This is a genomic window from Gemmata algarum (assembly GCF_034097035.1).
Taxonomy (GTDB): Bacteria; Planctomycetota; Planctomycetia; order Gemmatales; family Gemmataceae; genus Gemmata; species Gemmata algarum.
The window spans coordinates 1-11,003 of record NZ_JAXBLV010000228.1; the positions used below are offsets into that span (position 1 = coordinate 1).

General features: G+C 64.3%; 10 protein-coding genes. 5 read left to right on the forward strand and 5 right to left on the reverse strand.

What is annotated here, in order from left to right; genetic code table 11:
* Positions 1–198 precede the first annotated feature (198 nt).
* Positions 199–723, forward strand: a complete 525-nt coding sequence (locus R5W23_RS28260) for a hypothetical protein (RefSeq protein WP_320689268.1) — start codon at positions 199–201, stop codon at positions 721–723.
* Between the two features lie 390 nt (positions 724–1,113).
* Here R5W23_RS28260 and R5W23_RS28265 read toward each other — a convergent pair whose 3' ends face one another.
* Positions 1,114–1,326 carry a hypothetical protein gene (locus R5W23_RS28265; RefSeq protein WP_320689269.1) on the reverse strand — a complete coding sequence of 71 codons (213 nt, stop codon included), beginning with the start codon at positions 1,324–1,326 and terminating at the stop codon, positions 1,114–1,116.
* 2,671 nt (positions 1,327–3,997) lie between these two features.
* On the opposite strand from R5W23_RS28265, the gene R5W23_RS28270 reads away from it, so the two are divergent.
* The 3 genes from R5W23_RS28270 (at position 3,998) to R5W23_RS28280 (ending at position 7,373) form a co-directional block, all read left to right on the forward strand.
* The gene (locus R5W23_RS28270) at positions 3,998–5,125 is read left to right on the forward strand and encodes an ISAs1 family transposase (RefSeq protein ID WP_320689270.1); all 1,128 of its coding nucleotides are present in this window, start codon (positions 3,998–4,000) and stop codon (positions 5,123–5,125) included.
* 98 nt (positions 5,126–5,223) lie between these two features.
* Complete coding sequence (ltrA, locus tag R5W23_RS28275) at positions 5,224–6,462, forward strand: group II intron reverse transcriptase/maturase (protein WP_320689271.1); 1,239 nt, start codon at positions 5,224–5,226, stop codon at positions 6,460–6,462.
* A gap of 395 nt (positions 6,463–6,857) precedes the next feature.
* Positions 6,858–7,373, forward strand: coding sequence for a hypothetical protein (locus tag R5W23_RS28280; protein WP_320689272.1), 516 nt, complete (start codon positions 6,858–6,860; stop codon positions 7,371–7,373).
* Between the two features lie 30 nt (positions 7,374–7,403).
* On the opposite strand, the gene R5W23_RS28285 is transcribed toward R5W23_RS28280, so the two are convergent.
* The gene (locus R5W23_RS28285) at positions 7,404–7,646 is read right to left on the reverse strand and encodes a hypothetical protein (protein WP_320689273.1); all 243 of its coding nucleotides are present in this window, start codon (positions 7,644–7,646) and stop codon (positions 7,404–7,406) included.
* An 82-nt stretch (positions 7,647–7,728) separates the two neighbouring features.
* Positions 7,729–8,658, reverse strand: coding sequence for a Hint domain-containing protein (locus R5W23_RS28290; RefSeq protein ID WP_320689274.1), 930 nt, complete (start codon positions 8,656–8,658; stop codon positions 7,729–7,731).
* Here R5W23_RS28290 and R5W23_RS28295 point away from each other — a divergent pair.
* Positions 8,657–8,896, forward strand: a complete 240-nt coding sequence (locus tag R5W23_RS28295; RefSeq protein ID WP_320689275.1) for a hypothetical protein — start codon at positions 8,657–8,659, stop codon at positions 8,894–8,896. The genes R5W23_RS28290 and R5W23_RS28295 overlap by 2 nt on opposite strands.
* Positions 8,897–9,432: 536 nt before the next feature.
* Here the strand turns inward: R5W23_RS28295 and R5W23_RS28300 are convergent.
* Positions 9,433–9,702 (reverse strand): hypothetical protein, encoded by a 270-nt coding sequence (locus tag R5W23_RS28300; protein WP_320689276.1) that lies wholly within the window; start codon positions 9,700–9,702, stop codon positions 9,433–9,435.
* Between the two features lie 123 nt (positions 9,703–9,825).
* Positions 9,826–11,001: a Hint domain-containing protein gene (locus R5W23_RS28305; RefSeq protein WP_320689277.1), complete on the reverse strand. Its 1,176-nt coding sequence runs from the start codon at positions 10,999–11,001 to the stop codon at positions 9,826–9,828.
* Positions 11,002–11,003: the final 2 nt, after the last annotated feature.

The following is an 11,003-nucleotide window of genomic DNA, read 5'->3' on the forward strand; positions in this document are numbered from 1 at the left end:
GAGGAGCCGCTGGTGTGGCCCACCGGGTCGCACTCACGGGTATCGGTCGCGCATTCCTCGCCGACCGTCACGCAACTCCGAACTGTCGACAGGCGGCATGCGTTTGGCCCCTTCGACCGGGTGGCCGGCGGTGGACAGAAACCATGTCCCGCTCGACAAATCCCGGGCGATGGCCGACATTTGGACGGTGGGCGCATGATGGCACGGGCGCTCCAGCCGCTGTGGCTCCTGTTGGCCTCGGCCACCGATTCTCAGCTCACGTCCGTGGTCGAGTACCTGAAAGCGGAGGACCGGATCCTGCGGGACAAGTTGCCGGACCGGGTCAGCGTAACGGCGCGGGAGCGAGAGCGGCTCCTCAAACTGGGGCAGCCGCTGGGTAGTGCGCTCCGCGCGGTCGTTACGATCGTGTCGTACCGCACGTTCTGCCGCTGGATGGCTGGCACGAAGGAATCGGGTAGTACGGCGAAGAAGACGTCAGACCGGAAGCCCGGGCGGCCGAAGACGGCGGAGGACGTAAGAGACCTGATCCTGAAGCTTCGGACCAATCGGAACCACCCGCGTGCGGCCGGTGTGCGCGGTCTTGTGCTGCTCGGGGCGGTACAGTCAGACCGCGCCGGCCCGGTCCACCTCTTGCAAGCGGAAGACGCACACCTCGCCGGGGCGCATCCCGGTCAGTCGTTGGAGAACCACCATCGTGCCGAGGGGGGCGTCGAGGCGGGGTAGGGTAGCGTCCGCGGCCCGCGGCATCGACCGGCTTAACCGGGTCGCTCTCGCGGGCCGCGGACCGCCCTTTCCGAAGCCCGGCGAGGGTGCGAAGCCCTTCGTACGTGGTCACCGGTACCAGTTCTTCGGTCGCGGCCCACTTGAACGTGCGTTTGGTGCGGTCGATGCGGCGGTTGATGAGGGACCGTGCCCACTTGCGGCGCACCATGTCCTCGCGGACGGCGGCGAGAACGCGAGGCCCGAACTGCGCGGCCGGGGTGTCGCCGTACAGCTCGCGAACGGGACGAAGAGACCAGTTGAGTTCGTGGATTTCGGACGTGGGTTCGCCGCTCGGCTTGCGGTAGTAGGTGTCGGCCCAGGTCATGAACGCGAGCATCAGCTCGTTCATCGTCAGGCGGACGACTTGGCTTGCGCGGAGTAGTGCGGATGGGCGGCGATTTCGAGCTGAAGCTGAGCGAAAGCGGTTCGAGATTCGGGACTGTCGTACAGGCCCGGAAGGAGTTTTTGTTGCCGGATGCCGGTGGCATCGGTCCAGACGGCGCGAGCCCGCCCGGATTGTTTGTGCAGAAGGTAGGAGGGTGTGGGTTTTCGCTTTGCGCTCACGATTGCGGTTCCTCGCCGCGATCTGTGGAACGATTCCACACATCGCATCGTTCGGAAGCCGCAACCCGGACACCCGGGAGTAAGCGTAAAACGCTTCGGCAGAAGGGTTTAGATCAAGCTCCCCGAGCAAAACACTCCTCGAACTCCAAACAGTCTCCACGCGCGAGACTTTTTGCGCGGCTACCTCGCTCAAGCACTGGAAATCGTAGGATTTCGTGAGTTTTGGTCGCGGCGCTGAAGTGTTGAGCCCTGAGCATTTCGGATCGCACTCGGTGTCCGAGACGAACACTCCTCGAACCTCTCGCGCTCTCTCAGCTGTTAACCCGCGGGTTGCGTTGTCGTGTCAGAAAAACTGACAACCCGCGGGTTAACACGCGCGCGACGGCGAGAGCCCCTTACGTTCCCGAGAACCGGTATCGCAGGAGTCGATGGCGTGGCCGGCGTGGTCCGTCGGCTCTCCCTAGCGGGCATCGGTTGCGAATAGCGAGGCAACATGCTGCCGTCTGTGAATGAAAAGCCGGAGCCGCGGTTCGTGAAGTCCCCGCTCAGTGCAGTAGAGCACAATGAGCGGTTCGGCGGGCTCCTGAAGCATAACTACCGGGCCACCGCCTGAGCCCCTCCGAATCCTCCCCGCCCCACGACATAGGCACATAACCGCCGCTTGGCGATGCGGTGCCCGCACGCGTCGATGTATCGAAAACAGTCCCGTCGTACTCAGTGCTGAGTACGACGGGACTGTTTTCGACATATCGACCGGCCGTTCGCACCACAGCCAACCCCTGCCGCGGTCGCGATTCGGCCGCGGACAACGTTTTTGCACAGGAGGGTGTATTCAATGGTCAGTGTGGGCATCCTTGCCTCCCAAGAGGGACGAGGTGATAAGATACCTGCTAAACACCGACCTAAGCAATAAGGGCACCTAATTTCACCAACGGTATTGCAAGGTGCGTTGACTCTTAAGGTACTATATGGCGCGAATCTTGTACGCTTGGGAACTCGGTGGCGGTTTAGGGCACCTGAATCAGTTCCGACCAATCGCCCAGCGATTAGTTGCCAGGGGACATGAGGTGGCACTCGCGGTGCGGGATCTCTCTCGTGCGGCCGTTTTGTTCGATCCGGTACGCTATCCTCTGTATCAATCGCCATTCAAACTCGCGCCGCCGTCAGTGTTTCTTGGCATACCGAGAACATTCTCCCATATATTATACAATACTGGATTCGATAGGGCAGACGAACTACGAGGGTTGGTTTGGGCTTGGCGTCGACTCTTTGAGGCGGTCCGTCCAGATTTAGTTGTTGCCGACCACAGCCCAACTGCCCTCCTTGCCCTCCGCGGTCTCAGGATTCGCCGGGCAGTGTTTGGGAATGGATTCTGCTGCCCCCCGGACATGAGCCGTTGGCCAGACCTCCGTGGGTGGCAGCCGCCGGGCCTCGAGCAACCGTCGGGGGAGGAGTTGGTTGTCGGGGCGGCAAATGAGGTTCTCGGCACACTGGGGGCGCCGGCGCTCACTCACCCAGGCCAGCTGTACGGTGAGGTCGATGACACGATTCTGATGACGTTTCCGGAACTCGACCCATACGGGCCGCGGCATGGCGTTCCGTACTGGGGCACCTTCTACGACGAAACCGGTGTGCAGCCGCTATGGCCGGACGCTTCGGGTCCACGGGTCTTCGTATACCTCCCGGGCGGCCCTGGACTGTCGGCTGTTCTCACGAGGCTTGCGAGCGCCGGCCTGCCGACAATAGCATACTCACCTACGGTTTCAGCCGCCCTACGGAAAGAGCTTGTCGGATCTACGGTGGCGTTGGTTGATCGGCCGATAAACATCTGTCGGGCCGCAGCAGAGTGTGCAACAGCGGTGATGTCCGGAATGGGCGGGCTGTCACAGGTGTTACTTGCCGGCCGACCGGTCGTGTGCGTACCGCAGTACTTGGAGCAGGCACTGGGTGCAGAGGCCATCCGGCGGATGAGGGCTGGGCTGGTAGTGCCTCCAGACGGCACGGGATGCGATGAGGCTGTCGCACGGGTAGCCGGGTCGCTGGAATTCGCCCAGGCTGCCCGTGGTTTTGCTGCCCGATATAAGTTCCTAGACCCGCTGGCTCAAGTAGATAAGGTGGCTGCCCGCTTGTCAGGGATGGTGGTCCAGCCATCAAATTGACGGCGCCACCTAAGCTCGACTGGTGCGTGTGCCTTGCGAAGGCATCTGGAATCCTCGGGTGGAAGTCCCGACCGGCGACACTCGTCCCAGCCGGAAGCACTGGGGGCGGCTCAGGAGGCAACAAATGGGCTGAAGCACTCCCAGGAACGGCTTCTTCAGGAAGTCAGCGGGCCGTGCGGGCCGTAACGCGCAGTGAACACCGAGCAGGCCTCGAAAGTGCCAACGTGGGAGCCGACCCGACGCATCAGCGGGGAAGGCCGCCGCCGGGGAAGCGACGAGAGGTGCACCCGACGGTCCCACCGGGGTAGTGGTGACGGCACGCACGGGATCGATTCCAGATGCAACAAGGGAAGTCTGCTCCGGTGCCGCGAGGCAAGGCCGAACCCGTGAGGGCCAGAGGCGGCCGGGGCAGATGGCGGATGGGCTCGTAGTACCGTAGGATTGCCGCACTACGAACTGCTGACGGCACCGGTGTTTGTGGCTCAACCGTGTGGAATCACGGAGGCCATCCCATGCCGGCCCTGCCGATCACGTCCGTCTTCAGCGCGGTGCCCGACCCGCGCCGGGAGACGGCGGACAAGTTACACGCCCTGACCGACATCCTGTCGATCGCCACGTGTGCCGTCATCGGTGGTGCCGAGTCGTGGGAGTCGATCGCCGAGTACGGGCGCACCAAGACCGACTTCTTCCGCCGGTTCCTGGCCCTCGAGAACGGGGTCCCGAGCGCCGACACGTTCGAGCGTGTGTTCGCCAAACTGGCACCGGGTGCGTTCGCGCGGGCGTTCGGCCGGTGGATGGGCGCCGCGTGCGAGAGCGCCGGGTTGGTGCCCATCGCCATCGACGGGAAGTGCGCCCGCGCGGCCAAGCGGAACACGGCCACCGGGTGCCTGACGGTGGTGAGCGCGTGGGCCACCGAGAACCGCCTCACCCTCGGTCAAGTGGCCGTCGCCGACGGGTCCAACGAGGTCGCCGCGATCCCCGAGTTGCTCCGGGTGTTGGATCTGTCCGGGGCCATCGTGACGATCGACGCGGCCGGGTGCCAAGCGGAGAACGCGCGGCGGATTCGTGCGGGCGAGGGCCACTATCTGCTGACGGCCAAGGGGAACCAGCCGACGTTACACGAGGCGGTGCGGGCCGTGTTCGAGCGGGCCGATGCGGCCGGGTTCGAGGGCGTCCGGTTCGACCACCACACGACGGCCGAGGACGGGCACGGGCGTCACGAGGAGCGGTCCGTGTCGGTCATCTACGAACCGACCGGGTTGCCGTCGGGTTGGCCCGACGTGGCGGCCGTCGCGTCGGTGCTTCGGGAGCGGACGGTGGGCGGTGAGACCACCACCACGGTTCACTACTACATCACCAGCCACGCCGGCACGGCCGCCGAGATCGCCGGTCTGATCCGGGGCCACTGGGGCATCGAGTCGATGCACGGGATCTTGGACGTCGTGTTCCGGGAGGACGACAGCCGCGTCCGGGCCGGGCACGCGGGTGAGAACCGGGCCCTGATCCGGCGCGTCGCGGTGGCGTTACTGCGCCGGGCACCGGGCAACGGATCGACACCGACCAAGCGACTCAAGGCCGGATGGAATGACGAGGACTTGCTGCAGGTCCTCCAAGGAATACAGGCTTCCGAAGTGCGGTAACCCTACGTAGTACCGACGAAGCCGGGTAACGCCGGTGGAGGGAAGGGGCCCTGGTCCGGAATGAGCGCACGAAGGGGCAACAGCCTCGGGGATTGACGATGAGTCTACGAACCCCGGTCTCTACGGTTGAGAAGCTCCAGACGGCGTTGCAAGCAAAAGCCAAGGCCGACGCGGAGTACCGATTTTACACGCTGTGGGACAAGGTCTGCCGCTCGGACGTTCTGGCCGAAGCGTACCGGCGTTGCCGCGCGAACCGCGGGGCGCCGGGCGTGGATGGGGAGACGTTCGAGCAGATCGAGTCGGCTGGCGTGGGGTCGTGGCTGGCGTCGTTGCAGGAGGAGCTGCGACGGCAGGAATACCGTCCGCGGCCCCTCCTTCGAGTGTGGATACCCAAGAGCAACGGCGGGCAACGCCCGCTGGGCATACCGACCATCCGTGATCGGGTGGTGCAGATGGCCGTACTGGTGGTCATCGGGCCGATCTTCGAGGCGGACTTGTGCGACGAGCAGTACGGGTTCCGTTCCGGGGTCGATGCCAAGATGGCCGTGCGGCAGGTACACGCCAACGTGTCCAGGCGGGGGCTGTGCGAGGTAGTAGACGCGGACCTGTCGGACTACTTCAACACGATCCCGCACGGGCCGTTGATGCGGTGCCTGTGCCGCCGAATCGCGGACGGCAGCGTGCTGTCGGCCGTGAGGCGCTGGCTCCGGGCACCGGTGGTCGAGCGGCGGGAGCGGGCCGAGCACCGCACGACGGTGGCCGCGGATACCAACCGCGGGGCGCCACAGGGCGGCGTGGCCTCTCCTCTGCTCGCGAACCTGTACTTCCGGCGCTTCGTTCTGGCGTGGAAGCAGTTCGGGCACGAGCCGCGCCTCCAGGCGCGTGTGGTCAACTACGCGGACGATCTGGTCATCTGCTGCCGGCCCGGCTCCGGGCCGGGGGCGATGGCCGCGTTCCGCAACCTGGTCACCCGGCTGGGCCTGAGCGTGAACGAGCAGAAGACCCGACTCGTCATGTTGCCGGAGGAGTCGGTCGACTTCCTCGGCTACACGATCGGGCCGTTCCACGGTAAGGGCGGACGCGTCTACATCGGCACCCGCCCGTCGAAGAAATCGGTCGCCAAGCTCTGGGCGCGTATCCGCGAGGAGACGTCGAGCCACTGGAACTGGCAACAACCCGCGGAGCGGGTCGAGGCGCTCAACCCCATCCTGCGCGGGTGGTGTGGGTACTTCAACCAGGGCCCGGTTGGCAAGGTGTATCGGTCGGTCCGCCGGTACGTCGAGCGGCGACTCCGTGGGTGGCTGACGCGGCGGGAGCCGTGTCGCGGCCCAGGGTAGACCGTTACCCGGAACGTTACCTGTACCGGGACTTGGGGTTCTTCCCAGTCCCCGACCGCCCAGGGGCCATGCCGAATGCGAAGGCTTGATGGTCCGGATGAGAGCCGGATGCCTTAATCGGGCACGTCCGGTTCGAGGAGCGGGGAGTGGAAACGGGCGGCGGAAGAAGCTGGGGTGTGGTGCCTGTGTTGAGACCGGCCATTCCAATGATCCAGCAGAACGACCGCACCGCGCCACTTCTCGACTCTACCAATTTTGGGCGTTCTGAAACGCAAGAATTCCAAGGACTTCGAGGCTCAGGTGGTGTCCTGTTCGTCTTGTATGCGGCTGCTGATGCGTGGTAAGTAGTTACGCTGTTCGGTCGTGCTTTTCCCTCGCGCGTGTTGGGATCGGTCATGGACGATCTGAGTCGGTTCTGTTGCCGGAATGCGGATTGTCCGGACTACGGGAAGCGGGGGCACGGTAACCTGACGGTGCCAGCCCGGTACGGACCGAACAGCACTCGGGTGCGGCGGTGCTCCACGTGCCAGGTCCGGTTCTCCGAGCGCAAGGGCACGCCCCGGTACGGCACCCGGTTATCGGCCCAGACGGTGACCTCGGTGCTGGCCCAGGTGGCCGAGGGCGCCGGCACCCGCAAGACGGCCCGATTGGTCGGGGTACATCGGGACACGGTCACCCGGTACATCCGTCAGGCCGGCCAGCACGCCCCGCAACTGCACGACGAGTTGGTGGCCCTTTCCCCCCGGACGAACGAACTCCAACGGGATGAGGAGTGGAGCTTCGTGGCCCGCCAGAGAAGAACGGTACCCCGGAGGACCGGAGCCGCGGGGATTGCTGGGACCATGTGGCCGTGGACCCCGATACACGGCTGCCGGAACTACTGCCAGCGCTGCGTGTGTATTCCCACCTGAAGAGCGCTCTGATTCTGAGACCGCCGGTGCTCAATCGCCTAGCGGGCTCGGCCGAGCCCGCAGGGCGACGACGAGGTCTTCAAGATCTCTTTCGTATATACCGATCAAGTCGTCGATCCCAATGCGCAGCGTGGACAGCATCGGGCCGAGTTGCGGATCGCTGAGCAATCGCCTTTCCGCCTCAACGGACCGCGTCTCACCCCTCTGGATGATGAAGTGCCAGACCCGGTCGGGCGAGGTGCCGGGCGCCAGCGGGCCTCGCGAGAGCAGCACGAGCGACTCCTCTCCGCGAAGCGGGTAGACTAGCCCAACGAACCCGGTCCAAAGGGGCGTCCTGCGATCATGCGGTATCATGTTATTCCACCCATTTCTCAACAATATCATTGAGTGACTTTATGAATTTTTTCGTCTTCTTTACTGCAACTCCGTTTACATAAAATGTCGTCTTCTTTAGTGCGGCCGGATTGTTTAGTATGATTTTAAGTTCATAAAATGCATAATATCCTTCATTCAGTCGTCCACTCATTTTATTCATATTGGTTGTGTCAAAATGTATCGATTTGAGAGTCTTGCTGTTAATCAACTCGTTTGTTTTAGGCTTTACAATTTTCATAACTTCTTGAGTGTCTGCCGGCCAAGTCTTCCCAGAAACCCCAAATATTTTGGGACCAAGCGCAAGCTCTGCTTGTAATGCATTTGTCAAATCATCAGGCTCGCCCAGGTGATGGAGCCTCTTCCCCTCTACTAGCTTTTTCCAGAACGACTCTAGATTTTTCCACGGGCCCAGGGCAATTGCCTCGGGATACTCGTTGTGGACGAGTATCCCGTCTCTCCCGACTTCGTAGACGTGCTCGCCGTGGACCTCGAGGTTGTGGACCCAGGGGGCGGTGTCGCGGGGTTCGACGGCCGCCACGCGTACCGGGCCGCCGCGCCGGGCGAGCACCCGCTCGCGGGGGCGCAGCTCCCCGGCCTCGATGAACTCCTGCCGGTCCTCGCTCCAGAACGGGTGGTTCGCGGTGCACTCGATGGGTTCTGCGGCACCTTCGATCCGAACGGCGACGAGTGGCTTGTCGGGCTGGTGGTGGAAGGTGGCGGTGACCACGTGGCCGGGTCCGGTCTGGACCGGCGGGCACCGTCCGACGGAGGTCACGTCGGCCCATCCGACGGCGCCGAGTTCCTCGAGGTCCAGGTACACGCGGCACGTGGCGTGGTCGAGCTCGTGCTCGAGCCAGGCGCGCGGGCGCAGGAGTGTGGCCTCGAGCACCCGGCCCGAGGGCTTGGTCATGCGGACGTCGATGCGCACCCAGGTGCGCGGGTCGGGCTCGGGCTCGTCCGGGGCCACCTGCTCCCGGTCCGGGTTCTCGCCGAGCACCCGGTCCCCCACCCGGATGGACTCGATGGGCCGGGTCCGTAGAACCTTCGGCCCGGCCGACGCCGAGGCCTCGGGCCCCGGCGGTGGTGACGGGGCCGCGGCCACGGGCGGGGTTGGTGGCCCCGCGTCGCGCGTGTGGGCGGGGGCGTAACGGGCCACGGCCAGACCGGCCAGGGCCGCGGCCGCCACCGCCCACAGCCCCCACTCCAGTAACCGCCCGCCGCGCCGCCGTGCCTCGCTCATCGTCGCACCCTCAGTAAGTTTGTGGGGCATCACCCCACGTTTCCCTGGCCTCTGTTCAGCCCGCAACCATCTTTGGACGAGTGACGCGAAACGGGCGACACCGAATAGCTCTCAAGGAGTTTTGCAGTTCCGATGCCCTCAGGTATTCGCTCATTGGGGAGCTGATGTGCTATCGACAAGTGCGGATAAGACGGCAGTATTGCGAAAAAAAATTGTCGCAAATTCGCATAGTTGTTCAGTGCCATTAATTCACTCATTTAGCGATTGTGTGCCAGAACCGCAGGGGAATTACCTGAAGCCTTCATGCTGGGTACTTGTCAAGGATGTTGATAGGTGCGATGCACCGCCTCGCTGCTCGGCCGACCCCAAACGCCTTTCAAGGCTGCCACAGGACGACGAGAAAGGCCGCTGTGTAAGGTTAGGACAATACTCACCCATACAGGCTCATAACAACGGAGCGATAGATGCTTGTAACCGTCGGAATTCTTCCTCGTTGATTACGGTCACAATCGTACCGTCGGCGGGGTCGGCAGGAGATGCGTCAGTAGCCAAGACGCGGAACGACACCCCAGCACGAATAAAGGGGTCCGAAAATGGGCTGATGCAGTACGCAATGATCCGAACGCGGTCGGCGACTTTCGGGTCAGAATCCAAATGAAAAACCATTGTGTACACTTCTTGCGGGTCGTCCGTTGTCTCGAACGTGATGAGCATGTGGTATGTGTTCCGGCGTTCGGTACGCCACGCGCGCGCGTAATGTCCCGCCCGTAAACCAACTGGGAATTCAATCTCGGCGATGAATGGAATCAAGTTCATGTGGCCCCAGCCGTTATGTACTCACCGAAGGACGCGCACCCTGACGGTGCCGTTGATAGCCATATCCTTAGCTTCCAGGAAGAACGAGCGGCCGATGCTGTCACCGCGACGAAAGGTCTTCGCAACCTTCGTCGCCGTCGAGAACTCTATTCGTATTATCACGTTGCCGGCTTCCCGTGCTCCTCCTTCCCGAGCGAGGAACGCAAGCCATGCCCGAGCGTGTTCTTCCGACCCCCAGAACCATTTTCCTTTGGCTTTATTTTTCATTGGAGTGTCAAGGCCTGGGAGATACCGGAACCGACCAAGCGCCTTCGCTGACGCGACCTCTTCCGCCGAGGCAACGCGATACAGAACAACGGTCTTTCCGGGGAAGTAGTCGCTCAGGTACTTGTTGTGGACCGTTACCCCACTGGTGCCCACTTCGTAGACGTGCTCGCCGTGGACCTCGAGGTTGTGGACCCAGGGGGCGGTGTCGCGGGGTTCGACGGCCGCCACGCGTACCGGGCCGCCGCGCCGGGCGAGCACCCGCTCGCGGGGGCGCAGCTCCCCGGCCTCGATGAACTCCTGCCGGTCCTCGCTCCAGAACGGGTGGTTCGCGGTGCACTCGATGGGTTCTGCGGCACCTTCGATCCGAACGGCGACGAGTGGCTTGTCGGGCTGGTGGTGGAAGGTGGCGGTGACCACGTGGCCGGGTCCGGTCTGGACCGGCGGGCACCGTCCGACGGAGGTCACGTCGGCCCATCCGACGGCGCCGAGTTCCTCGAGGTCCAGGTACACGCGGCACGTGGCGTGGTCGAGCTCGTGCTCGAGCCAGGCGCGCGGGCGCAGGAGTGTGGCCTCGAGCACCCGGCCCGAGGGCTTGGTCATGCGGACGTCGATGCGCACCCAGGTGCGCGGGTCGGGCTCGGGCTCGTCCGGGGCCACCTGCTCCCGGTCCGGGTTCTCGCCGAGCACCCGGTCCCCCACCCGGATGGACTCGATGGGCCGGGTCCGTAGAACCTTCGGCCCGGCCGACGCCGAGGCCTCGGGCCCCGGCGGTGGTGACGGGGCCGCGGCCACGGGCGGGGTTGGTGGCCCCGCGTCGCGCGTGTGGGCGGGGGCGTAACGGGCCACGGCCAGACCGGCCAGGGCCGCGGCCGCCACCGCCCACAGCCCCCACTCCAGTAACCGCCCGCCGCGCCGCCGTGCCTCGCTCATCG

Excerpts from the sequence above, each read along its gene's own strand:
- R5W23_RS28260 (WP_320689268.1), top strand. The coding sequence starts at position 199 with ATGGCACGGGCGCTCCAGCCGCTGTGGCTCCTGTTGGCCTCGGCCACC.
- R5W23_RS28270 (WP_320689270.1), top strand. The coding sequence starts at position 3,998 with ATGCCGGCCCTGCCGATCACGTCCGTCTTCAGCGCGGTGCCCGACCCG.
- ltrA (WP_320689271.1), top strand. The coding sequence starts at position 5,224 with ATGAGTCTACGAACCCCGGTCTCTACGGTTGAGAAGCTCCAGACGGCG.
- R5W23_RS28280 (WP_320689272.1), top strand. The coding sequence starts at position 6,858 with ATGGACGATCTGAGTCGGTTCTGTTGCCGGAATGCGGATTGTCCGGAC.
- R5W23_RS28295 (WP_320689275.1), top strand. The coding sequence starts at position 8,657 with ATGCGGACGTCGATGCGCACCCAGGTGCGCGGGTCGGGCTCGGGCTCG.
- R5W23_RS28290 (WP_320689274.1), bottom strand. The coding sequence starts at position 8,658 with ATGACCAAGCCCTCGGGCCGGGTGCTCGAGGCCACACTCCTGCGCCCG.
- R5W23_RS28300 (WP_320689276.1), bottom strand. The coding sequence starts at position 9,702 with ATGCTCATCACGTTCGAGACAACGGACGACCCGCAAGAAGTGTACACA.
- R5W23_RS28305 (WP_320689277.1), bottom strand. The coding sequence starts at position 11,001 with ATGAGCGAGGCACGGCGGCGCGGCGGGCGGTTACTGGAGTGGGGGCTG.